The sequence below is a fragment of the Georgenia sp. Z1344 genome, assembly GCF_049856295.1.
Lineage (GTDB): Bacteria > Actinomycetota > Actinomycetes > Actinomycetales > Actinomycetaceae > JB111.
In genome coordinates this window covers 135,262-156,384 of record NZ_JBNDMZ010000010.1, presented here as the reverse complement: position 1 = coordinate 156,384, position 21,123 = coordinate 135,262, and the positions used below count along the sequence as shown (strand labels likewise).

Sequence of the window (21,123 nt, the reverse complement as noted above, 5' to 3'; positions counted from 1 at the left end):
GCGGCGGTGCGGATGCGCCGACCGCGGGTCGTCACTGGACCCTAACCGCGCGGGGGCAGCGATCCTGCCCCCGTCCGAGGCCTTTTCGCTGTCGGCGCACGGGCGGGGCACGGGCGGACCCGCCGCGTCCCCGGGAGGACGCGACGAGAGCGCCGACCGCCGCGGCGGGTGGGATCAGCGGTGCGGCTCAGACCCGGAAACCACGGTGCCGGCGCAGGAGCCGGACGAGCATCTCCACCGACTGCAGCGCGGCGACCATGGCCAGTGCCGGCCAGCAGATCCACAGCACGACCTCCTGGGCGAGCAGCGGGAGCTGCAGCCATCCGACGACGAGGAGCGCGAGCAGCACGACGCCGTAGACGACGGGGCGCAGGTAGTCGTTGTTGGCCCTGCCCGACTCGGCTGCAGCCTGCGCACCCCAGTTGTCGACCTCCTGCCTGGAGAGGAACTTCGTCCACGCACGGACGAAGTGGCCGATCCGGATCCACATGTAGATCTCGCCCGGCACGAACAGCAGGGCGAACAGCAGGTCCTTCACCGTCCGGTCCTTCATGGTCAGGGCGATGCGCACGTTGAGCAGGATCGAGACCGCGGGCGGCAGGAGCCACCACCAGTAGAAGGTGAACGCGCCGATGCTCAGCGAGGCGGCGAGCAGCAGGACGAACCCGACGCGCACCAGCAGGTTGAACAGCATCTGCCAGTTCTCGAGCCACCGCAGACGCAGGTTGGGATGGAACGGATGCCCCGTGGTGTTTCCGCGCTGGCCCGGCCACATGAGGTCGATCGCGCCGTAGTTCCACTTGACCTGCTGCGCGTCCAGGGACTTGAGGCTGAGCATGGGACCGACGTCGGCACGTGCGGACGCGCTGATCTTCGTCGAGAATCCCGTGCTCTTGAGCTGGAGCGAGAGCAGGGAGTCCTCGACCTCGGAGTCGGAGACCCAGGGCCCGCCCTGCCGGTACGTGTCACGGACGGTCGTCAGCGCCTCGACGGAGAAGATCGAGCACTGACCACCGATGACGGCCATGTTCCGGCCGCGCAGGAGGTTGAGGAGGTTGAAGCCGGCGAACTGCTGCCGCTGCCCCGCGATGAGGAACTTCTCGTCGAGCCCCGCACCCTCGTCGAAGTCGATCGAGTAGACCGCGCTGATGCCGCCGATCCGCCGGTCGGACCGGATCTCGGCGAGCAGGCGCTCGAGCGTGCGACGGTGCAGGATCGTGTCGCCGTCGACACCGAGGAAGTAGTCGCAGTCCTGGACGAACCGGAAGCCGGTGTTGAGCGCGCCCACCTTCCGGTCCGCGAGCCGGCCGACGTCGTGGACGTGCACGTCGCAGGTCATCGTCTCGCCGCGGTAGCGCCGCTCGTGCCGTCCCGCGAACTCGCGGGCGACCCAGAACGTGTCGTCGGTCGTGTTGTTGATGATCACGTGCACGACGTCCGGCAGCCGGGTCTGCGCCAGCAGCGCCTCGAGCACGCGTGCGATCGACCCTTCCTCGTTGTACGCGGGGATCACGCAGCCCACGACAGGACGCCGCTCGGCGCCGGGGTCCGGCGCGGTGCCGTACAGCTCGAGCGCTGCACCGGCGTACTGCTGCCCCGGTCGAGAGCGCAGGATCTCCTCGACGTCGGCACGGGGGCCGGCATCGGCGTCGAGGTCGACGTCGACGACGGGGGTGATTGAGGCGTAGGAGGTCGTTGGGGCATACGTGGTCGTGCCGAGGCGGGCGGCGGGGGCGGTCGCGGCGTCTCGGGCGGCTCGCGCGGCGGGGGGAGCCGGGGCGAGCAGCGGTTCTGCGGTCATGGCGGGGGCCTTCCAGCGTGGGGGACGGCCTCGATCCTGCGCCCCGACGCGTGTGGTGACCAGGTGCGCGACCACCAGTTCCTTCCGCCGGACCACGTGAATCCCTCGTCGACGACCACCGGTGCCGTACGGGTCTGCCCCAGGTGCGGTACGGGGTCGGGGCTCGCCGCCACCGGGATCCGGAGACTGGTGGCCCGAGGTCTAGGCCGGGACGCCCGGACACCGCAGAGTGGCTCCGACCGGGCGCCGCAGGCCGCGCCCGCACGGAGAAGGATGTGGACGACATGACGCGACGGCGACGGCGGGCCCCCGCCCTGGCACTGATCGCCCTCGGCGCGGCGGTTGCTCTCGGCGGGTGCGGCACGCCTCCCTGGGAGGCGAGTGCGGCGGCCGAGGAGGGCACCACCACGGGCGAGTCGGCCTCGGAGGCAGGCACCGTCGTGGACGAGGCGGACGACGGCGACCTGCCGGTCGTCGGCCCGTCGAGCACGGCCGGGTCCGACGACGGCGCCGCGAGCGAGGGCTCGGACTCGGACTCGGACTCGGACTCGGAGGAGGCGAGCTCCCCGGCGCCCGTCGCGGGGCCGGGCGTGCCCACCGTCGTGGACGACCTCGCGACCGGCTCGGCGGAACGGCAGCTCGTCGCCGGTGCGGCCGTGCTGGAGGTGGACTACTGGTCCACGCTCCCGCGCGACGAGTGGTCGCCGTCGGGCACCAAGCCGCTCACGCTCGTCGTCGGGGCCGACGCGCCCGGCGCGACCCTGCTCGCCTCCCTGACGGTCGAGGTCGACCGGCTCACCGTCGACGGGTGGCAGTCGGTCCCCGACGACGCCGTCACCCAGCCCTTCGTCACGGCGTCCGGGGCCGACGTGCTGCTGCCTTCCACGGCCGGTGCCTCGGTGCTGGTCGGGGACGTCGAGGACGACACCCGCGCCCTGAGGTACACGTTCGTGTACACGGTGACGAGCACCGACCACCCGCTTCCCGTCCAGGCCGTCGCGACGGACACGCTCGTCGTCACCCTGCCGGACAGGTAAGCCGGCGGGAAGGCTCAGCCGTCGGCGGCCAGGACGGTGCGGCGCAGCTCCTGCCGGGACTCCAGCCCGAGCTTCGCGAGGATGTTGCCCACGTGGTACTCGGCCGTGCGGACGGTGACGAAGAGTGTCGTCGCGATCTGCCTGTTGCTCAGGCCGTCCGACACGAGTCCGGCCACCTCTCGCTCGCGCACGGTCAGGGTCGACCAGGCATCGGCCGCCCCCCGGACGGAGGGCGACTCCGTCAGCCGCTCGCGCACCCGCTCGAGGCGCGCCTGCCACTCCCCCGCACCCGCGGTCGCCAGGAGCACGCACGTCGCGCCGAGCAGCTGCCGCAGCTCGTCCGGTGGGCAGAGGTCGCCGGCATCGCCTGCCCCGGATCCGGCCGGGTCGCCGTCGGCAACGCTCGCGAGGACCGCGAGCCCCCAGTCCTCGGCGAGCACGGCACCGAGAAGGTGGGGGCCGCTCGGTCCCTGGTCGTCGAGGTGCGCGGCCAGTCGCCGGGCGACCTCGGCGAAGTCCGCGCGGGCGACGACGGGCTGCTCCGCCTCGGCCGCCGCGATGAGCGCATCGGCGTGGGTGAGCGCATAGTCCTTTCCCAGCGCCGTGTAGGACGCGGCGGCCAGGTCGGTCCGGGCAGCCCGTGCGGCCTCGAGGTCTCCGGCCGCGACGTGGGCACGCACCCGCAGGACGCCCGTGAGGTAGGCGCCCGCACGATCAAAGGTTCCGGCCGCCCACAGTCGGTCGAGCGCACGGCCGGTCGCGCTCGGGTCGCCGTCGTGGGCCACGCCCTTCCACGCGCCGACGACCTCGCGCAGCGCCTCGCCCAGCGGACCGGCCACCGCCTGATGGCTCAGCTCGACCTCCGGGACCGTCGGCGTCGTCCCCTGCACCACCGGGACGAGGCGCGCCAGGTCGGAGGCTCGCTGCCAGTGGTCGAGCATGAGGCGGTCGAGCGCGAGCCCCGACGCCTGCTCGGCCACCCGCTGGGCGGCGGCCCAGTCGCCGGCGAGGAACCAGGTGTAGGCGGCACCGAGGCCGGCCTCCAGCCTCAACGTGGGGTTCATGGTCGCAGGGACGGCGGTCAGCCGGTCGACGCTCCCGGCCGTGTCCCCGGCCGCGTTGCGCACGAGGTCGATGATGATGCCGGCCTCCGGCACCCCGTCGGCGAGCCCGTCTGCCGCCGCCGTGGCGCGCAGAGCCTCCATGCGCGGGATCCGGTCGATCAACGGCACCTCTCCGTCGAACAGGTGCTCGAGCGTCAGCTCGAGGAGCAGGGCGTCACCGAGGAACCGCTCGCCGAACCGAAGCTGGCCGTCGGCGACCAGCTTGCGCCCGCGCACCCGGAGCTCACGCAGAACCGGTCGGGTCGCGACGGCGAGCTCGGCGAGCGAGACGGCGCCACGTCGGGCAGCGACGTGGAGCACCCAGTAGCCCAGGAGGAACAGCTGCCGGTCGGAGGTGCGGGAGGAGATCTCCACACTCTCCAGGAGCTGCGCGGTGCCGCTGATGTCGAGGTCCACAGCGCCGAGGAAGCTCATGCCGACAAGGCGCTCGGCCGACCACGGAAGGTTCTCGATCGCGTCCTCGTGATCGGCCAGCCGGGACGGCTGGTTGGACCAGATCGCAGCGAAGACGAGGTCCGGGACCCGTTCGGGATCGAGGGAGGCGGCGAGGACGGCCCGCTCGTACATGGTCTCGCGGTCACCGCGGCGGAAGGCGTCCTCCAGGTCTGCGCCGAGCTCCGCGACCAGCTCGGGGACGTCGGAGCGATCCGCGCCCGCCACCCGGTGCTCGAGCCCACGCGGCCCACGGAGGAGGCTGCCGAGCACGCGGTGCGTGGCCGCGATGTCGTCGGGCGAGAAGTGGTCGACGATCACCGACTCGGTCATCCGGTACCGCAGCCGCAGCTGATCGACGCCGACGACCTCGACGAGCCCCGTCGCCACGAGCTCCGCGGTCGAGACGGACGACGCGCCACGCTCCCGGGTCACGTGCGCGACCTGGCGGATCGTCAGCTGCCGGCCCAGCCCGAGCGCGAGCAGGCCGGTGCGCAGGGCCGGCGTGGTGTCGGTCAGGACCCGCGTGGCGTGCCGTCGCAGCAGGCCGCTGCCTGCGGCCTGCTCGCCGAGGGACCGCAGGACCGTGCGGATTCCGGCGATGGACTCGGCGCGCCTCAGCTGATCGACGAGCGACATCACCAGGGCCGGGTACCCACCGGTCACCGCCACGATCCGGTCGAGAGTCCACCCGGTGACCGCGGTTCCGAGGCCCGAGTTCACGAGCTCGGCGACGGCGGCCCGGCCGAGCGGCTCGACGGCCACGACCCTGCCGCGCTCCGGCAGCCTGAGCAGGAGGCGCAGTCCGTCGAAGAGGACACCGTCGTCCTCGTCGTCGAGACTCGTGATCAGGAGCAGGACGGGCAGGTCGAGCAGCCGTCGGACGAGCTGCCAGAGGATCGCTCGCGACTCGTCGTCGAGCCACTGCGCGTCCTCGATCCGGATGCAGACCGGTCCGCGGGACGCGAGCGCGCGCAGGATGCTCTCGACCGGGTCGGACGCGCCCCGTCCCTCGGCCTGCGGGGCGCTACCGAGGTCGATGTCGACCAGGGCTGCCATCGCCTCGACGGCGTAGCGCCGGTTGTGCCGGTCCTCGGGGAACAGGTCGACCCGGAGCACCGGACGGCCGGCCAGCTCCGCGGTGCGCTCGGCGAGCGCAGACTTTCCCACTCCTTCAGGGCCGAGGAACCAGACCACCCGGGAGGACGCCAGTGCGTCCTGGGCGAGGTGGTGCAGGGCATCGAGCTCGGACGCGCGTCCGACGAGCATGTGGTCCTCCGAGTGCTCCGGACGTGGTGCCGGTGCTCTGGGGGAGAGCCTTGGCGGTGGCGGCCGTGTCCTGGTCGGACATTAGAACCGAACGCTGACATGGAGCGGTGCGGAATGGGCAATCTCACACCCGCGGGTTCGCATCCGTGCGCAGCGCTGCACACGGACGGTCCACGACACGCCTCGCCGATCGACGAGATGCCGAGGGGCGGCCGGCCGCGATGGCCGGCCGCCCCTCGGCGGTCGATGTCGACCTCGGCACCTGCGTTGCGCAGGGGCCCCGACGCTACTCGGAGGCGGACTCCTCGTCGGCAGCCGCCTTGGTGGCGGTCGGCTTCTTGGCCGCCGGCTTCTTCGCAGCCGGCTTCTTGGCCGCCGGCTTCTTCGCGGCGGGCTTCTTGGCCGCCGGCTTCTCGTCCGCGGGCTCGTCGTCGGAGCTCTCGTCGTCGTCGGACTCCTCGGCCTCGTCCGCGCTGTCGGCGGAGTCGGGGCTGTCCGGGGAGTCCGCCGAGTCGGCGCTGTCGGCCGAGTCCGCCGAGTCGCCGGAGTCCGCGCTGTCGGCCGACTCCTCGGACTCCTCGCCCTCGGCCTCGGTCTTGTCGGTCTCCTCGGAGCCGAGGTACTCGCTGAGGTCGAGCTCGGTGCCGGAGCCGTCGACGACGGTGACGTCGCGGAGCACGACCGCGAGGGCCTTGTTGCGCGCCACCTCGCCCATGAAGGCGGGCAGCTGTCCGGTCTGACCGGCGGCCTGGATGAAGTTGTTCGGGTCCATGCCGTACTGCTGGGCCTGCTGGACGAGGAACTCGAGAAGCTCGTTCTGCGAGACCTGGACGTCGACCTGGTCGGAGATCGTGTCGAGGATGATCTGGTCGCGGAGCAGCTCCTCGGTCTCGCCGCGGATCTCCTCGCCGTGCGGGTCGCCCTCGGGCTTGCCCTCGGCCTCGAGGTGGCGCGCGATCTCGGCGTCGACCACGCCGGACGGGATCGGGACCTCGAGGTTCTCGCGCAGGTGGGCGAGCAGGAGGTCGCGGGCCTCGACGGCCTGGTTGCCCGCGCGGTCCGAGGCCACCTGGGTGCGCAGGTCGGCGCGCAGCTCCTCGAGCGTGTCGAACTCGGAGGCGAGCTGGGCGAAGTCGTCGTCGGCCTCGGGAAGCTCGCGCACCTTGACGGCGGTCGGCGTCACGGAGACGTCGGCCTCCTTGCCGGCGTGGTCGCCGCCGGCGAGCGTCGTGGTGAACGTGCCCTCCTTGCCGGCGGTGAGGCCGACGAGGGCCTCGTCCTGGCCGGGGAGCATCGAGCCGGAACCGACCTCGTAGGAGATGCCGGAGGCGGTGTCGACCTCCTCGCCGTCGACCATGGCGGACAGGTCGAGGGTGACGAAGTCACCGGTCTCGACGGCGCGGTCCACGCCGGTCAGCGTGCCGAAGCGCTCGCGCAGGGCGGTGAGGCGCTCCTCGACGTCCTCGTCCGACACCTCGGAGTCGGCCACCGTCAGGGTGATCGTCGAGAAGTCCGGGAGCTCGAGCTCGGGGCGCACGTCCATCGTGGCGGTGAAGACGAGCTGGCCGCCGAGGGGGCCGGTGACGGCCGGGAGCTCGGTGACCTCGATCTCCGGGCGGCCGAGCGGGTTGATGCCGGCCTCGCCGACGGCCCCGCGGTACAGGGAGTCGATCTGGCTGTTGATCGCCTGGTCGAGGACCGCGGCGCGGCCGACGCGCTGGTCGATGATCCGGGCCGGGACCTTGCCCTTGCGGAAGCCGGGGATGCTCACCTGCTGGGAGACCGTGGCGTAGGCGGAGTCGATCGCCGAGCTGAGGTCCTCGTACGGGACCGTCACGGTCAGCCTGGCCCGGGTGGCCTCGAGGTTCTCCACGTCCGTCTTCACTGCGGGGTACTCCAACTCGTCGGTAGATGACTTGAGCACGGGGCAGCGCGCACGGCGGCGCGGTGGGACCCGTGGGGTGGCGCCGCACGCCTCGTCGAGCAGGCGTGGGCACGCACGATCCTCACGATCCTACGGCACGACGCGCCTCGCGTAGAGGGTGCTCGGCCTCACGCGGGCGTCATCCGGGCCACACCTCTCCTCGCGTCGAGATTGCGGTTGGTGCACGTCGAGACTGCGGTTCGTCGTGGCCGGGAGTGCGGGTCACGCCGTCGAGATTGCGGTTCGTCGTCGTCGAGATTGCGGTTCGTGCGTGCGCTCGCCCCCACGCACCCCACGGACGGACCGTGCGCGGCATGCGAGGCGAGAGGACCCCATCGGGGACCCGCCCCGCCTCCTCACCTGCCCGCTACCGTCGGCGCGACACCCACGGGCACGACGACGGAGACCCCATGACCACCGACCCTGGTTCGACCGAGCTGCGCCGCGACCTGCGGGCCCTCGAGGCGCGCGTGCGTACGCTCGAGAACGCCCTCGTCCGACTCGTCATGGGCGCGGCGGGCGCCCTGCTCGTCGCGGGTCTGGTCCTCCCGTTCCTGCGCTACACGGACGACGGTGAACCGACGTCGTTCGCCCTGGCCTGGGCGGGCATCAAGGCCCTCGCCGACGGGGTCGTCGAGGAGCAGGGTGGGGGCGGGATCCTGCTGACGACCGTCATCTCCCTGCCGGCCGTCGTCTCGATCCTCGCGCTCGTCTCGCTGGGATTCCACGCCGCGCACCGGGACTCCGGCAGGCGCCGCGGGGTCGACGTGGCGATCGGCGGGCTCCTCGTGCTCTCGACCATCGGCGTCTTCTTCCTCGCCGCCGTCGGGAGCGGGCGCGACGTGGCGGATGCCGCTGTCGGCCCCGCGGTCTGGTTCTACGCCCCCGGGGCCATCGCGGTGGCGTGGCTGCTCGGCGAGGAGTCCGCGCGCTCGTGGTGGAACGCGGGGCGTCAGCTGCCAGGTTGACCCGCGGGCCGTCCGGCGAGGAGGCTCGTGGCGAAGCCGGCGATGTCGGTGGCGAGCCCTGGATGCGCCCGAGCTTCCGGCTCCTGGGCCGCGACCACGTCCAGGACGGCCTCGAGTGTGGCCGTCATCAGGTCCTCGGCTCCTCGCACACCCCACGATCGCGTCTCATCGAGCAGGTGCTCGCCGGTGACGGCGGCGTGCCGGTACTCCCCTGCGACCGACAGCGCGAGCTCGCCGTCGGTGGGCTGGTGTGCCTGGGGAACGACGTCGTAGGCCGGCGCGAGACGCATCGACCCGTCAGGGGGATGCAGGAGCGAGACGTTCTTGGCGTGCATGTCGAGATTGCCGACGGCGACGCTGAGAACCACGAGCCGGAACAACTCGTCGACGGACTCGCGGCCCGCCGCAGCACCGAGGGCGGCGGCGATCCTCGCGAGACTCACCCTGCCGCCGTGCCGCTGGTACTTCTCGTCCCCTGACGCCCCGAGGACCTGGTTGAGGTCCTCCTGATGCAGGCGCCCCTCGGACAGGTCGGGAGACCGGTCGTAGCGCTCGATCACGAGCGCCGGCACACCGTCGAAGTCGTCGATCCAGGTCGCGTGCGACGCGAGCCCCAGCGCCCGCGCGATCCGAGAGCCGTACTCCTCGTCGTAGATCGTCGTCGGCGCATCGACGGGGACGGGCTTGAGGATGTGCGTGGACGGCCATCCGTCGAGCACCTGCGCCCACCCGCCACCGACACGGGCGAGGACGATCTTGTCCTGCACACCGGCGAGGGACGTCTTCCCCCGGCCGGGCGCGTTCCCCAGCGGTCGCCCCCCGACCTCGCGCAGCATCTGGGCCACCTCCGCCGCGTCTCGCGGTTCCAAGGCGGGAGTGCGGGGCTCGCCGGGCTGCTCGGGGTCCCAGATCTGGAGCGCACCCGCGATGTCGCGACCATGCGCGCGCAGGAGCCCGAGCACGTCGGTCTCGGGCACGCGCGCCTGTTGCGCGAGCCTGGTGAGCATGCGCCCCTCCGGCAGCAGCTCGGCGAAGTAGTTCTGCCGCTGCGCCCGGCGCGCGCGAACGGGCACGGCGGACAGCGGGATCGCGACCGACAGCACCTGGCTGTCGAGCCCGAACCTCGCCACGGCACCCGGGTCCGGCACGAGGTCGAAGGTCCGGCGATCGCCGGTCAGCCGTCCGATGCGGGTGCCGTACAGGTCGACGGAGAGGTCACCCATCGTCGTCGGGAGGTGTGATCGTGGCGCTCAGCTCCATCCCGGTCGCGCGCATGAAGGCGAAGAGACGGTCGACGAGGATCGACGGCTTGCCAGCCTCGAGCTCCCAGACGTACTTCTGGGTGGTGCCCAGCTGCTCGGCCAGCTCACGTTGCGTGAGCCCCGAGAGCAGCCGGGCCTGCTGAAGGATCCTGCCCAGGGACTCGGGACCCGTCACCGTTCCGGTGTATGCCATCCGAACCTCCGACGTCGATAATAACGTCAACGTAGGTGACTACCTTTTTGACGTCAAGCATCATGACTGCGATATCGAAGTCAACCGACGGCCGCGGCTCCTGGGCGAGACTCGGTCCGGCAGCCCGGTGTCAGTCGACCTCGGAGAGGGGCGCACACGAGAAGCTCTCCAGCCATTTACGCAACATAGGCGATAAAGAAAACGCCACCGAAATAGAAATGCATATTTGTTCGCATCGAACGGTAAGGCATGCATTACCTTTCTGGACGCATTCCTCCATTGGTTCTACATTCTTTTCATCCGGCGCGACCAGCGCGCCTCGACGTCAGGAGGACACCATGTCCGTGCTCGAGATGCCGCGCGTGAGCGAGTGCTCCATCGACGGCTGCTCCTACAACCACGACGGCTGCACCGCCTTCGCCGTCACCGTCGGCCAGGACGCGCAGTGCGCCACGTTCCTGCCGCTCAACGTCAAGGGCGGCCTCGACAAGGTCGTCGCCCAGGTCGGCGCCTGCCAGCGCACGTCCTGCCTGCACAACGAGAACCTCGAGTGCTCGGCCGACTTCATCCGCGTCGGCGGCGCCGAGGCCGACTGCCTGTCCTACGAGGCCCGCGCCTGACACCCAGGCAGCTCACTCCGACGTCCCCGTCCCGCTCGTCCGGGCCGGGGACGTCGTGCGTCACGGAGCTGATCGGTTCGCGGCTCTCGGCGCAGGCTTAGAGAAATATCTCGGCCCGACTCCGTGTCGATGGCGTCGGGCCGAGGAGCTCGGAGCGAGTGACGGGAATCGAACCCGCGTAATCTGCTTGGAAGGCAGAGGCTCTACCATTGAGCTACACTCGCGCGCCCTCGACCGTGGCCAGGGGCAGCGCCCAGGTTAGCAAGGCGGAACGCCCTCGCCGAAGCCGGCGCCCGGGTGAGTGATCGGTCTCTCCTGCCCGCGTCGGGAGCCGCCGTCGCCGGACTCCCGCCGTACCCTGAGCGGGCGATCGTCGTCCGGACCGAGCACTCGGTGCACCGGAGGAACGGTCCTCGTCGCCGGGAGACCGGGGCGAACGGGGTGTGGCGCAGGTGGTAGCGCGTCCGCTTTGGGAGCGGAAGGCCGTGGGTTCAAGTCCCGCCACCCCGACCGATGTGATGTCCCGGGACATCGTGGACGGTTGAACCCCCGGTGACGGGGGTCCAGCCGGTCCGGTCGCCCGCGCGACGTCGCGGTGGGGTGATCTCCGAAACTCCCTTGACCTTGACGCTGGGTGAGCCTTCAGGGTGGTCCACATGAGCACCTACTACGACGCCTTCGAGCACAGTCCCGTCCCCGAGCCCGGGCCCGACGCCGTCGCGCCCGACATCTTCCGCGGCATCTACGGCATGCCCATGTTCGTCACGATCCCCACGACCGACATCGACGTGTCCGCCGACTTCTGGCAGCGCGCGCTGGGCTTCGTCGACCTCTTCTCTATCCCGGGCCGGATGGTCCACCTGCGCCGCTGGGCGTTCCAGGACGTCCTGCTCGTCGCCACCGACGAGGAAACCCCGGCACCCCCGGCGTCGAGCGTGACCTTCGCTGCCGTCCTCGACCAGGTCGACGGAATCGCCGAGGCGTGCAAGGAGCTGCGGCCGGGCTCGACGCAGGGACCGCGCCACACGCCGTGGAACACGGTCGACGTCGAGGTCGTCACCCCGGAGAACGCCCGCGTCCTCATGTCGGCGGCCAAGCCGTACGACCCCGAGAGCCAGTCGGCGAAGGATCTCGCGGACGTCGGCATCACCGGCCCGGAGGCGTGAGCGGCTCACGCCCCTCGAGGAGCGCGCCGCCGTGGCCCGCTCCCCGGATCAGAACGGCGAGGGAATCCACCAGGTGTCGTGCAGCGTCTGCGATCCGATGCCGTCGCCGTACACGGCGACGACCATGCCCGAGCGTTCGGCGTCGTAGAAGGTTGTGTAGTGCTCACCCGGGTCGGTGACGTCGGGCGGCGTGCGGAACGCAATGCCGTCCTCGCCGCCCGAGTAGCCCCAGACCGACCGCTCCCAGCCCAGGTTCTCGTCGCCCTCTGAGGTGAACTCGTCGCGCTCGATACTGCTCTCGAACTCGAGCACCGAGTACTCGATGCCGTCCGACTGGGTGCAGGTCATCGCCGCCACGAGGCCCGCGGGCACGTCATCCATGTGGCCGGAGACACCGTTCTCGCAGGTGGCGGAGTTGTAGCCCTGGCCACCCTCCTGCGAGGCGACGAGGTCGGGGAACGTGGCCGGGATCGAGGACTCCGTGCCCCACGCGTCGGCGAGCTCCTCCGCGCCCTGGGGCTCCTCCCCTCCCCCGCGGGTCAGCAGCCAGATGACGCCACCCACCACGATCAGCCCGACGACGACGATCGCGCCCAGCACCGCCGGGTGCAGGCCTCGGCGCTTCGTCCCCTTGGCGGCGCTGCCGTACTGGCTCTGACCGCCGTACTGGCCGCTGCCACCGTACGGTCCGGGGCCGGCAGCCGATGCGGGCGAGCCGGCGAACGGTGCCGGGCCACCCGTGGACGCCGGCGACCCCGCGAACGGCGCGGGACCGCCCGGACCGCCGAGGCCCACGGGTCGCCCGGGAGCTGCTGAGCCGCCGGGACCGGACGGGCCGGCAGCCGACGCGGGAGAGCCGGCGAACGGAGCGGGTCCGCCGGTGCCGCCCGGTCCACCCGGACGGCCGGCTGCGCCGGTCGCCGCGGCGCCGCCCTGCGGCGGGACGGCGTGGTTGCCGGTCGCGCCGGAGACGGCCGACGGGCTCGAGCCGCCGGGACCACCGGGGCTCTGCTGAGGCTGCGGGCCAGGGCCGCCAGGACCACCGGGGGCCTGCTGGGTCTGCGGGCCCGAGCCGCCGGGTCCGGGTACCGCGTGGGAGCCCGTCGCACCGGACGCGGCCGAGACGGGTGAGCCGGCGCCCGGACCGGCCGTGCCCGTGGCACCCGAACCCGGGCCCGCCGCCACCGGAGCAGCCGCTCCCGGGACTCCGTGACTTCCCGTGGCGCCGGACATCGCGGACGGGGAGCTGCCGGGCGCACCGGGACGTCCGGGCACAACCGGACCCCCGGAGGCTCCTGGGCCACCGGGGGCGCCCGGGCCACCGGGGGCTCCTGGGCCACCGGGCCCGCCGCCGGGCCGACCAGGGACGGGACCGCCACCGGGGCCGCCGGCCTGCTCGGACACGGGGATCGCCCCTGTGGGCTGCCACTGCTGCAGGCGGGCGAGCCGCTGGCTGATCCCGTCGAGGACGACGGGGTGCCGGGCCCCCTTGAACTCGTACGCGACCGTCCAGGTGCGGCCACCGCTGCCCACGGTGATCTCCTCGAGGTGGTCGCCCGGGATCACGCGCTCGAGCGGGAGACGCGGTGGGAGGTCGAAGAACTGGGACTCGCGCAGCAGCTGCTCGATCGCGCCGCGGTCCTGGGGCGAGGCCTGGCGCGTGTCGACCGGCCCCACCTGGAGCGACTGCGTGCCCGGGCCGAAGAACCGGCGGACCATCAGCGTGAACGGCGGGCGCGGGCCGGTCTGGGACTCGCTCGGGTACTGGCCGCCGCCGGGCGTCCGGCCCGGCGCCGCCTGGGCACCCGCGCCGGGGGTGGCGGTTCGTCCGGTGCCCGTCCGTTCGCCGGGTCCGGCCACGCGCCGGCCGGTCGGCGGGCCCGCCGTGTGCAGGCCGCTCGCACCACCCGACGCCGACGATCCGGCGCCCGCTGCAGCACCGGCGGCCGCGACACCAGCACCGGATCCCACACCACCCGAAGACCCACCGGCCTCGGAGCTCTCGCCCGCGCCACCTGCCTGCGACTCGCGCAAGGCCTTGTACGCGGCGCGACCGAGCGCACGGCACGTGTCGTACCGCTCGGCCGGGTCCTTGGCCATCGCCTTGGCGATGACGGCGTCGAACGCGGTCCCCAGCCCCGGCACGGACTCCGAGGGCTTCGGCGGCGGGAGGGTGAGGTGCGCGTTCATCTTGTTGAACGGCGTGTCCGCGGGGAACGGGATGCTGCCGGTGAGGAGCTCGTAGAGCACGCAGCCCAGCGCATAGACGTCCACCTTGTGCGACAGGTGGTGCGCCTCGATCTGCTCCGGGGCGGCGTAGGCGAGGGTCGCGAGCAGGTTGCCGGTGCCCGTGAGGTTGTCGCCGTCGTCGACGGTCTTGGCGATGCCGAAGTCGGTGAGAAGGACCTGCTCGGGCTCGTCCTCGTCGTCCGGGTCGAGCGGCGGGGCGAGCAGGATGTTGGCGGGCTTGACGTCCCGGTGGAGCAGCCCGTTGCGGTGGGCGAAGTCGAGGCCGGCGGCGACCTCGTGGACGATGTGGACGGCGCGCGCCGGGTCCAGGCCGCCCTCGACCGCCTTGACCTCGGCGGCGGCGTCCGTGCCCTCGACGTACTGCATGGCGATCCACAGCTGGCCCTCGTGCTCGCCGCGGTCGTAGACCGCCACGACGTTGCGGTGGAAGATCTGCGCCGCCAGGTCCGCCTCGCGCTCGAACCGCGTGCGGAAGGCCTCGTCCTTCGCGAGCGAGGTGCTGAGCATCTTGAGGGCGTCCTGCCGCGGCAGTCTCGGGTGCTTCGCGAGATACACCGACCCCATGCCGCCCCGACCGAGCTCGCGCACGATCGTGTAGCCGGCGAACTGCTGGCCGGGCTCGTGATCCACCGATGGACTCCGCTCTGACGACTGGGCGCGCGAAACTGACGCGAACATACCTTCGCAACACGCTATCGCCGTCGGCACCCCGAGGTGCGGCTAGTTCTCCCCCGTCGGCGCGTGTCGCCGGCGGCTCCGGTCGGTGCCGGACATGCGATCGACCTCGTGCAGCCGGGTCGGTCAGGGCACGTCGGCCTGGACGAGCCGCCCTCGTCCGGTCACCGTCACGGGACCGAGGTCGCCCGCCACGAACACGGCCTGCCCGCGGTGCAGCGTGGCGGCGAGCCCGTCGACGGTCACGGTGACCTCGCCGTCGAGCGCGAGCAGGATCCGCGGCCCGCGACCGGGCACGAGGGACTCGGCCTCGCCCTCGGCCTCGAGCGTGACGACGGCGAGCTCGAAGTCGTCGACGGGCGCGTAGTAGACGCCCACGCTCTCGCTCACGGTCTCCGGCGCGATCCGGACCGGTGGCGCCGCCACGTACTCGAGCGCCTCGAGCACCTCCCCGACGGCGACGTGCTTGCTCGTCAGCCCTGCCCGCAGGACGTTGTCCGAGGACGCCATGATCTCGACCGCGAACCCGGAGAGGTAGGCGTGCACCGCGCCGGCGGGCACGAACATCGCCTCGCCGGGGTGCAGGGTCACGGGGTTGAGCAGGAGGGCCACGACGACGCCCGGGTCCCCCGGGTGCTCCCCCGCGAGCTGCCCGACGATGCGGTCCATGCGCGGCGACGGCGACGACCCGTCAGCCAGGCGCCGCGCGCAGGCGGCAGCCACCGCAGCGACCTCGTCCGCGCTCGGCCGGGTCTCCTCGCGCAGCAGCCGCTCGACCACGGAGCGCACACCGTCCGCCGACGGCGCCGCCCGCAGCGCCTCCTCGAGCTCCGCTGTCAGAGGCGTCCCGAGACCGGCGAGCACCTCGATCGCGCGCCGCGGGGCCCGGAACCCGCACACGGCCTCGAACCGCGTGAGGGCGTAGACCATCTCCGGCTTGTGGTTGGGGTCCCGGTAGCTGCGCGCGAAGTCGCCGCGCGGGATGCCGGCGGCCTCCTCCTCGTCGAACCTCCGCCGGGCCCGCTCGAGGTCGGGGTGGACCTGGAGGGAGAGCGCGCGGTCGGGCGCGATGAGCTTGAGCAGGTAGGGCAGGTGCTCGCCGTACCGGGTGACGACGTCGGCGCCGAGCGTGCGGGACGGGTCGGCCGCGATGTGGTCGCCGAGGGAGCGCGGTTCGCCGCCGGTGGTGCGCCGTTCGCCGTCGGGCGGGTCGGTCGTCGCGCCGGGACCGCCGGCGGTCAGGGGAGGTTCGCCGTCGGGCGTGGTGACGGGTGTCGATCCCGCGGGGCGGCACGGGCGGGTCCGGGCCTGGGCCTCGGGGTGCGCGCCGAACCACAGCTCGGCGACGGGACCGCCCGCCGGCTCGACGCCGAGGAGCTCGGGGATGCGGGTCGCGGATCCCCATGCGTAGTCCCGCGGCGCTCCCTCGATGCGCACCAGGCCCTGGACGGCGGACATGCTCACTCCGTTTCGATCGTGCCCGCGCTGGTCGGCGGGACCCGCCATTCTCACCGGACGCGGAGGCGTCGGTCGACATCGCGGCGGGGAGTTGTCCCGATCCCCGGGGACGTCGAGTGCGGGGCGGCGTCGGTCCGTGGGGCGCGTCCGGTCCGCACGAGTGTGTCCCGCCCGCCCGGTACGGGTGCGTGCCGGGGCGCTCGAGTGTGCGGGTGAGGAGTGTCGGCCGCGCGCCCCGGGGGCGTCGAGTAGCCGGTGGGCGCGCCACGGCGGACGTGCGTCCGGTGCGCCCCGGCGCGCGACCCGTCCCACGCACCTGGGCCCGTGGAACGACGACGGCCCCGCACCCTGACGGGTACGGGGCCGTGCGTGAAGATGCGTCAGTCAGCCTCGACGAGGCCCTTCTGGTAGGCCTTCGCCAGACGACGGGGGACCTTGATCTCGCGACCCTTGACGCGGACGGTGACGAGCTCGGTGAGCTCGGCCTTCCACTGGGACCGGCGAGAGCGGGTGTTGCTGCGGGACATCTTGCGCTTGGGAACTGCCATGGCCCTGCCGCTCCTTTCTCGGGTGGACGATCAACGACCCCCAAGGATGCCAGAGCACGACGCCCAGGGGCCAACCTGCACAGCCTACGCGTCGTGTGAGATCCCTCGCCAGGCCCTCGGGCGCGCGACGCGTCACACCGCCCGCCTAGGATCGAGCTGCAGCCGAGCCCGAGGAGAGGACCGCCGTGCCGAGCCCGTCACCGCACGACGACGAGGCCACCCGCGCGTCCGCCGCCCTGCTCGGCGACCTGACCGCAGGGATCGCGCACGAGCTGACCAACCCGGTCGCGGCGATGGCCAGCGCCCTCGACCACCTTGCCGACGACCTCGACGACCTGCTCGACTCGCTCGCGCACGGCTCGCGCGCGGGCGACTCTCCTGCCGCCGACCTGCGCGGACGGATCGAGGACGCACGGCGCCGCATCGCCCACGCCCGCAACCGCCCCCTGCGCGCGAGCGCGGACGACCGTGCGCTGCGCCGCTCCCTCGCGGCCGAGGTCGGGGACGACGTGCTCGCACGCCGACTGCTCTCGGCCGGCGTGGAGGACCCGGCCGAGGCCGCGCGGCTCGCGGGCGACGAGTCGGCGATCGCGCGCGCCACGCACGCCACCGCCGTCGGCGACGCGCTGCGGCACCTCGACGGCGGCACCCGCCAGGTCGGCGCGCTCGTCGCGAGCATCCGCGCACACGTCCAGGCAGACTCCCCTCCGCAAGGGGGTGCCGCGGCGTCGGGCAGCTCCGTCGACCAGAGCGCCCCGGTGGCACAGGGCGAGGACGCGTCGACGACGTCTGCGGACCCCGGGGCACCGGGCGGCGGAGGCCCTGGCGGCGACCCCACCGCGTCCGTCGTCGTCGCGGACTCGTTGCGCTCCGCCCTCACCCTCACCGAGCACCGCCGCCGCGGCATCGCCACCGAGGTCACGCTCGCCGACGTCCCACCTGTGCGCGCCGAGCCCGGCCGTCTCGACCAGGTCTGGACCAACGTCCTCGTCAACGCGGCCGACGCCATGGGCGGGCACGGCACCCTGTCGATCGACGTGTCGGCGACGGAGGACGGGAACGTGCGCGTCGTCGTCGGGAACGACGGGCCGCCGATCCCGGCCGGCGACCTCGAACGGATCTTCACGCGGCGGTTCACCACCCGGTCCGGCGGCAGCGGCGGTGGACTGGGACTGGGGCTTGCGCTGTCGCGTGACATCGTCGAGCACGCCGGGGGGACGATGACGGCTCGCTCGCGCGAGGGACTGACGGAGATGATCGTGGAGCTGCCGCCCGGTCCGGGCGCGCAGGTGGCGGACGGGACCGCCGGGAGGGAGACGAGATGAGGCTGACCATCGTCGTGCTGGAGGACGACCCCGGGGTGCGGGCCGCCGTCGTGCGTGACCTCGAACCGTTCGCGGCGACGGTGCGCATCGAGGAGGCCGACACGGTCGACGACGCGTGGGAGATCGTCGACGAGGTGATGGCGGACGAGGACATCCCCGCGATGCTGCTCGTCGACCACGGGCTCCCCGGCCGCAACGGCGTCGACATGCTCGTCGAGGCATGGGTCGACCCGCGCACGTCCGACTCGCGCAAGATCCTGCTCACCGCCGAGGCCGAGCAGGCGGACACGATCCGGGCGGTCAACGAGGGCGGGCTCGACCATTACATCGGCAAGCCCTGGGACCCCGATGCCCTGCGCGCGACGGTCCGCAAGCAGCTGACGGACTTCGTCCTCACCACGAGAACCCCGGCCGACGCCCATGTCGCGGCCCTGGAGGCCGACCGGGTCGCCCACCTGCTCGGGCGTGAGGAGCAGGCCGCCGAGTGACCGCCGGTGCCACCGGCGGGTCCGGGTCTGGGTCTGGGTCTGGGTCTGGGTCTGGGTCCGAGGCCGGCACGTCCGGCGTCGGCCCCGGGGGTGTCGGCGCCGGGTCCGGGACCTTCTCCCCCGACGACGGCGCACCCCTCGTCGCGCTCCGCCCCGCGCGCGGCGCCCGGGCCGAGTTCGAGGTCGTGGAGAAGCGGTCGCGGTTCCTCGCACTCGCCGCACGGGCCGACGACGAGGACGCCGCCCGCTCCCTCCTGGCCGACGCGCGGGCCGCGCACCCGCAGGCCCGGCACCACTGCTCGGCGTGGATCCTGCCCGGTGAGGACGGCGGGCCCCCGGTCGCGCACAGCTCCGACGACGGCGAGCCCTCGGGGACGGCGGGCCGACCGATGCTCGACCGGCTCGACGGGGCGGGCCTCGAGGCGGTGGCCGTCGTCGTCGTGCGGTACTTCGGCGGGACGCTGCTGGGGACCGGCGGTCTCGTGCGTGCGTACGGCGACGCCGTCGGTGGGGCGCTCGAGGAACTGCCCCGGGTCGGCGTGCGGGTGCTCACGCGGTGCACGGTGACGGCCGACCATGCGGTCGGGCCGCGGCTCGAGGCGGAGCTGCTGTCGTCGGGGTCGTCGATGACGTCGGTCCTGGACGTGCGGTGGAACGCGGAAGGTGTCGAGCTGGACGTCGCCACCGACGACCCGGGGGCGCTCGAGGCGCGGGCGGCAGAGCTGTCCGGCGGGACGGCCCGGGTGATCGTCGCAGGACCCCACGAGGTCGAGCTGCCCCACGGATGAGGGGATCTCGCCCCGCGAGTGCGGGGACCCACGGCATCAACCTGGACGGCTTGTTCTAGTTCTCATAGAACTATAGAGTGAACCTATGCAGGTCGTCATCGACACCGCCTCGGCGGAACCGCTCTTCGAGCAGGTGGTCGCCCAGATCCGGGGCGCCATCCTGGCCGGCGAGGTCCGTCCGGGCGAGAAGCTGCCGTCGGCGAAGGACCTCGCCGCCGGGCTCGACGTCAACCAGCACACCGTGCTGCACGCCTACCAGGCGCTGCGCGACGAGGGCTTCATCGAGCTCCGCCGCGGTCGTGGCGCCACGGTCCGCGCCGACCACCCCTACCCGGACGCCAAGCTGCTGCGCGCGATCGAGACCGTGCGCCGGGCGGCCGCGGACTCCGGCGTCCCCCTCAACACCGTCATCCACCTCCTCAAGGAGCCGCAGTCATGACCACCGCCGACGCCACAGCCACCCGCACCGGTCGCGGCCCGGTCCCCCACCGCGGACGTCGACTCCTGCTCGGGGTCGCCCTCCCGCTCCTCGTCACGGCGGCCGCGTGGATCTACATCGCCGCGGTCGCGAGTGACCTCCCGAGCCAGGTGGCGGTGCACTGGGGCACGGACGGCCCGGACCGGTGGAGCTCCCGCACCGAGCTGCTGCTCGTGCCGGCCATCCTGTGCGCGGTCAGCCTGGCGATCACGTGCCCGCTTGCGGCCCTGACCGGCCGGCAGTCGATGACGCGGCGGATGACGGTCGGCCTCTCGGCAGGACTGGCCACGATGTTCGCGGGGATCGCCGTCGCCACGGTGCAGGTGAACCTCACCGACCCGCCGGGCGAGCCGCTTGCCGGCATCCTCATGGCGTCCGTCGCGGGCCTCGTCGTCGGCATCGCCGCGGCCGCCGGCGCCGGGGACGACCCGGTCGTCCGCGCGACCGAGCCCGTGCCCGCGGACGCCGAGCGTGCCGACCTCGGGCCGACCCAGCGCGCGGTGTGGGCGCAGGGAACCGGCGTATCGACGGGCGTGCTCGTCACCCTCGTCCTCGTCATGGCCGCGATCGGAGTTCTCATGGGCGTGCTCGGCAGCTGGCTGTGGGGCGCCGTCTTCGCCATCGCGCTCATCGCCCTCGAGCTGGCCTTCCTCCGGTTCCACGTGCGGGTCGACGCGGACGGCCTCGTCGCCCGCTCGATGCTCGGCATGACCGTGCTCCGGGCGCGGGCCGACGAGGTCGTGCGGTCCGACGTCGTGCAGGTCGAGCCGTTCGCCGAGTTCGGCGGCTGGGGGCTGCGGACCGATGCCCACGGTCGCGTCGGGCTCGTCACGCGCAGGGGCGAGGCGATCCGGGTCGAGCGATCGGGCGGACGCATCCAGCTCGTGACGATCGACGACGCCGGGCGCGGCGCCGCCCTGCTCAACACGATGGCGGAGCGCGCGCGGCCGGTCTCCCGGCTCGAGGACACCGAGCTCGGCGACGCCGCTCCCCGTCCGCAGGCCCGCGACGCGATCGAGCCGCACGGGCCGGCGGCGGGTGGCCGGAAGGCTGCAGCGGACGGCGGGAGCGACGCCGGCGTCGTGGGTGACTGACGCGCCCACATCCCGGACGCGCGTGGGACTGGTGCCGACCGGCCCCACCGATCAGGCACCATGGACGGTGGCCACCGGCTAAGGTGGTTGAGAGTTCAAACGTTCATGGCCGACGACGGCCCCGGTAGGGAGGTGACGCGTGCGCGACGACCTGGTGTCCCTCGTGCCTCCGCCGCACTTCGCGTTCTGCACCGACGGCGGCTGTCGCTAGGGCGTCGGGCCC

At 72.9% G+C, this 21,123-nt stretch carries 17 protein-coding genes and 2 tRNA genes; 10 read left to right on the top strand and 9 right to left on the bottom strand.

Annotated features, from left to right (window positions below; translation table 11 throughout):
• Positions 1-187: 187 nt before the first annotated feature.
• The gene (locus tag ACPYO6_RS12495; RefSeq protein WP_425714891.1) at positions 188-1,801 is read right to left on the bottom strand and encodes a glycosyltransferase family 2 protein; all 1,614 of its coding nucleotides are present in this window, start codon (positions 1,799-1,801) and stop codon (positions 188-190) included.
• A gap of 284 nt (positions 1,802-2,085) precedes the next feature.
• Here ACPYO6_RS12495 and ACPYO6_RS12490 point away from each other — a divergent pair, with 284 nt between their 5' ends.
• Complete coding sequence (locus ACPYO6_RS12490; RefSeq protein ID WP_425714892.1) at positions 2,086-2,838, top strand: hypothetical protein; 753 nt, start codon at positions 2,086-2,088, stop codon at positions 2,836-2,838.
• A 14-nt stretch (positions 2,839-2,852) separates the two neighbouring features.
• Here the strand turns inward: ACPYO6_RS12490 and ACPYO6_RS12485 are convergent, their stop codons facing one another.
• Positions 2,853-5,663 carry a helix-turn-helix transcriptional regulator gene (locus ACPYO6_RS12485; protein WP_425714893.1) on the bottom strand — a complete coding sequence of 937 codons (2,811 nt, stop codon included), beginning with the start codon at positions 5,661-5,663 and terminating at the stop codon, positions 2,853-2,855.
• Positions 5,664-5,949: 286 nt separating this feature from the next.
• On the bottom strand, positions 5,950-7,548 hold the full coding sequence (tig, locus tag ACPYO6_RS12480; protein ID WP_425715060.1) for a trigger factor: 1,599 nt from the start codon (positions 7,546-7,548) through the stop codon (positions 5,950-5,952).
• Between the two features lie 449 nt (positions 7,549-7,997).
• Between tig and ACPYO6_RS12475 the strand changes: the two genes are divergently transcribed.
• Positions 7,998-8,555 carry a hypothetical protein gene (locus ACPYO6_RS12475; protein ID WP_425714895.1) on the top strand — a complete coding sequence of 186 codons (558 nt, stop codon included), beginning with the start codon at positions 7,998-8,000 and terminating at the stop codon, positions 8,553-8,555.
• Here the strand turns inward: ACPYO6_RS12475 and ACPYO6_RS12470 are convergent.
• Positions 8,540-9,778, bottom strand: a complete 1,239-nt coding sequence (locus tag ACPYO6_RS12470; protein ID WP_425714896.1) for a type II toxin-antitoxin system HipA family toxin — start codon at positions 9,776-9,778, stop codon at positions 8,540-8,542. The two genes, ACPYO6_RS12475 and ACPYO6_RS12470, sit on opposite strands and share 16 nt — an antisense overlap.
• Positions 9,771-10,010 (bottom strand): helix-turn-helix domain-containing protein, encoded by a 240-nt coding sequence (locus ACPYO6_RS12465; protein WP_425714897.1) that lies wholly within the window; start codon positions 10,008-10,010, stop codon positions 9,771-9,773. Before ACPYO6_RS12465 ends, ACPYO6_RS12470 begins: the two co-directional genes overlap by 8 nt.
• A 338-nt stretch (positions 10,011-10,348) precedes the next feature.
• Between ACPYO6_RS12465 and ACPYO6_RS12460 the strand changes: the two genes are divergently transcribed.
• Positions 10,349-10,630, top strand: a complete 282-nt coding sequence (locus tag ACPYO6_RS12460) for a DUF1540 domain-containing protein (protein ID WP_425714898.1) — start codon at positions 10,349-10,351, stop codon at positions 10,628-10,630.
• A gap of 153 nt (positions 10,631-10,783) precedes the next feature.
• On the opposite strand, the gene ACPYO6_RS12455 is transcribed toward ACPYO6_RS12460, so the two are convergent.
• Positions 10,784-10,854: transfer RNA gene (locus ACPYO6_RS12455), tRNA-Gly, on the bottom strand.
• A gap of 213 nt (positions 10,855-11,067) precedes the next feature.
• On the opposite strand from ACPYO6_RS12455, the gene ACPYO6_RS12450 reads away from it, so the two are divergent.
• A tRNA-Pro gene (locus tag ACPYO6_RS12450) sits at positions 11,068-11,140 on the top strand.
• Between the two features lie 146 nt (positions 11,141-11,286).
• Entirely contained in the window at positions 11,287-11,796 is a 510-nt protein-coding gene (locus ACPYO6_RS12445; RefSeq protein WP_425714899.1) for a VOC family protein, read from the top strand.
• Positions 11,797-11,844: 48 nt separating this feature from the next.
• Here the strand turns inward: ACPYO6_RS12445 and ACPYO6_RS12440 are convergent, their stop codons facing one another.
• The 3 genes from ACPYO6_RS12440 to rpmF form a co-directional block, all read right to left on the bottom strand.
• The gene (locus ACPYO6_RS12440) at positions 11,845-14,676 is read right to left on the bottom strand and encodes a protein kinase domain-containing protein (RefSeq protein ID WP_425714900.1); all 2,832 of its coding nucleotides are present in this window, start codon (positions 14,674-14,676) and stop codon (positions 11,845-11,847) included.
• 171 nt (positions 14,677-14,847) lie between these two features.
• Positions 14,848-16,179: a mannose-6-phosphate isomerase, class I gene (manA, locus tag ACPYO6_RS12435; RefSeq protein WP_425714901.1), complete on the bottom strand. Its 1,332-nt coding sequence runs from the start codon at positions 16,177-16,179 to the stop codon at positions 14,848-14,850.
• Positions 16,180-16,559: 380 nt separating this feature from the next.
• Positions 16,560-16,727 (bottom strand): 50S ribosomal protein L32, encoded by a 168-nt coding sequence (gene rpmF, locus ACPYO6_RS12430; RefSeq protein ID WP_425714902.1) that lies wholly within the window; start codon positions 16,725-16,727, stop codon positions 16,560-16,562.
• A gap of 185 nt (positions 16,728-16,912) precedes the next feature.
• Between rpmF and ACPYO6_RS12425 the strand changes: the two genes are divergently transcribed.
• From ACPYO6_RS12425 to ACPYO6_RS12405, 5 genes are all read left to right on the top strand, one after another.
• Positions 16,913-18,052 carry an ATP-binding protein gene (locus tag ACPYO6_RS12425; RefSeq protein WP_425714903.1) on the top strand — a complete coding sequence of 380 codons (1,140 nt, stop codon included), beginning with the start codon at positions 16,913-16,915 and terminating at the stop codon, positions 18,050-18,052.
• The gene (locus ACPYO6_RS12420) at positions 18,049-18,540 is read left to right on the top strand and encodes a response regulator (RefSeq protein ID WP_425714904.1); all 492 of its coding nucleotides are present in this window, start codon (positions 18,049-18,051) and stop codon (positions 18,538-18,540) included. Before ACPYO6_RS12425 ends, ACPYO6_RS12420 begins: the two co-directional genes overlap by 4 nt.
• A 185-nt stretch (positions 18,541-18,725) precedes the next feature.
• Positions 18,726-19,328, top strand: a complete 603-nt coding sequence (locus ACPYO6_RS12415) for an IMPACT family protein (protein WP_425714905.1) — start codon at positions 18,726-18,728, stop codon at positions 19,326-19,328.
• Between the two features lie 85 nt (positions 19,329-19,413).
• A complete protein-coding gene (locus ACPYO6_RS12410; RefSeq protein ID WP_425714906.1) occupies positions 19,414-19,767 on the top strand; it encodes a GntR family transcriptional regulator in 354 nt (117 codons plus the stop codon).
• Positions 19,764-20,900 carry a DUF1648 domain-containing protein gene (locus ACPYO6_RS12405; RefSeq protein ID WP_425714907.1) on the top strand — a complete coding sequence of 379 codons (1,137 nt, stop codon included), beginning with the start codon at positions 19,764-19,766 and terminating at the stop codon, positions 20,898-20,900. Before ACPYO6_RS12410 ends, ACPYO6_RS12405 begins: the two co-directional genes overlap by 4 nt.
• The last annotated feature ends 223 nt before the right edge of the window (positions 20,901-21,123 follow it).

Excerpts from the sequence above, each read along its gene's own strand:
- ACPYO6_RS12475 (WP_425714895.1), top strand. The coding sequence starts at position 7,998 with ATGACCACCGACCCTGGTTCGACCGAGCTGCGCCGCGACCTGCGGGCC.
- ACPYO6_RS12470 (WP_425714896.1), bottom strand. The coding sequence starts at position 9,778 with ATGGGTGACCTCTCCGTCGACCTGTACGGCACCCGCATCGGACGGCTG.
- ACPYO6_RS12420 (WP_425714904.1), top strand. The coding sequence starts at position 18,049 with ATGAGGCTGACCATCGTCGTGCTGGAGGACGACCCCGGGGTGCGGGCC.
- ACPYO6_RS12485 (WP_425714893.1), bottom strand. The coding sequence starts at position 5,663 with ATGCTCGTCGGACGCGCGTCCGAGCTCGATGCCCTGCACCACCTCGCC.
- ACPYO6_RS12405 (WP_425714907.1), top strand. The coding sequence starts at position 19,764 with ATGACCACCGCCGACGCCACAGCCACCCGCACCGGTCGCGGCCCGGTC.
- ACPYO6_RS12495 (WP_425714891.1), bottom strand. The coding sequence starts at position 1,801 with ATGACCGCAGAACCGCTGCTCGCCCCGGCTCCCCCCGCCGCGCGAGCC.
- ACPYO6_RS12410 (WP_425714906.1), top strand. The coding sequence starts at position 19,414 with ATGCAGGTCGTCATCGACACCGCCTCGGCGGAACCGCTCTTCGAGCAG.
- manA (WP_425714901.1), bottom strand. The coding sequence starts at position 16,179 with ATGTCCGCCGTCCAGGGCCTGGTGCGCATCGAGGGAGCGCCGCGGGAC.
- ACPYO6_RS12445 (WP_425714899.1), top strand. The coding sequence starts at position 11,287 with ATGAGCACCTACTACGACGCCTTCGAGCACAGTCCCGTCCCCGAGCCC.
- ACPYO6_RS12490 (WP_425714892.1), top strand. The coding sequence starts at position 2,086 with ATGACGCGACGGCGACGGCGGGCCCCCGCCCTGGCACTGATCGCCCTC.
- ACPYO6_RS12465 (WP_425714897.1), bottom strand. The coding sequence starts at position 10,010 with ATGGCATACACCGGAACGGTGACGGGTCCCGAGTCCCTGGGCAGGATC.
- rpmF (WP_425714902.1), bottom strand. The coding sequence starts at position 16,727 with ATGGCAGTTCCCAAGCGCAAGATGTCCCGCAGCAACACCCGCTCTCGC.
- ACPYO6_RS12460 (WP_425714898.1), top strand. The coding sequence starts at position 10,349 with ATGTCCGTGCTCGAGATGCCGCGCGTGAGCGAGTGCTCCATCGACGGC.